The following is a 541-nucleotide window of genomic DNA, read 5'->3' on the forward strand; positions in this document are numbered from 1 at the left end:
GGGCGGCACTGTGGGCGCCAATCGAGAATCACGATCTGTTCGTGACGATGGCCGAGCAGTCGGTGTCGATTGCGGGGCCCGAAATGACGGCGCTGCGCAACGAGGCACGGTCGCTTGGCGTGACTATTTCGATGGGGATCAGCGAAAGCTCGCCGGTCAGCGTCGGTCTGATCTGGAACAGTAATGTCCTGATCGGGCCGGATGGCAGCATTCTCAACCATCATCGCAAGCTGGTGCCGACCTTCTATGAGAAGCTGATCTGGGCTGCCGGCGACGGCGCCGGCCTCCGTGTCGCCGATACGCCTGTGGGCCGTGTCGGCAATCTCATCTGCGGTGAGAACACCAATCCGCTGGCCCGCTACACGCTGATGGCGCAGGCCGAGCAGATCCATATTTCGAGTTGGCCGCCGATGTGGCCGACGCGCCGCCCGAGCAGCGGCGGCAATTTCAACAACGTCGCCGCCAACCGCATTCGCGCCAGCGCGCATTCCTTCGAGGCCAAGGCCTTCGGCATCATCACCGCCGGCTATATGGACAAGGC

Annotated in this window: 1 protein-coding gene; it reads left to right on the top strand. The window is 63.2% G+C overall.

The annotated features are described in order from the left end of the window. A partial coding sequence (locus tag AC1DU6_RS35490; protein ID WP_477863295.1) for a nitrilase-related carbon-nitrogen hydrolase occupies nt 1-541 on the top strand: 541 nt, incomplete at both ends.

It is taken from the genome of Roseateles sp. P5_B10 (assembly GCF_056400485.1).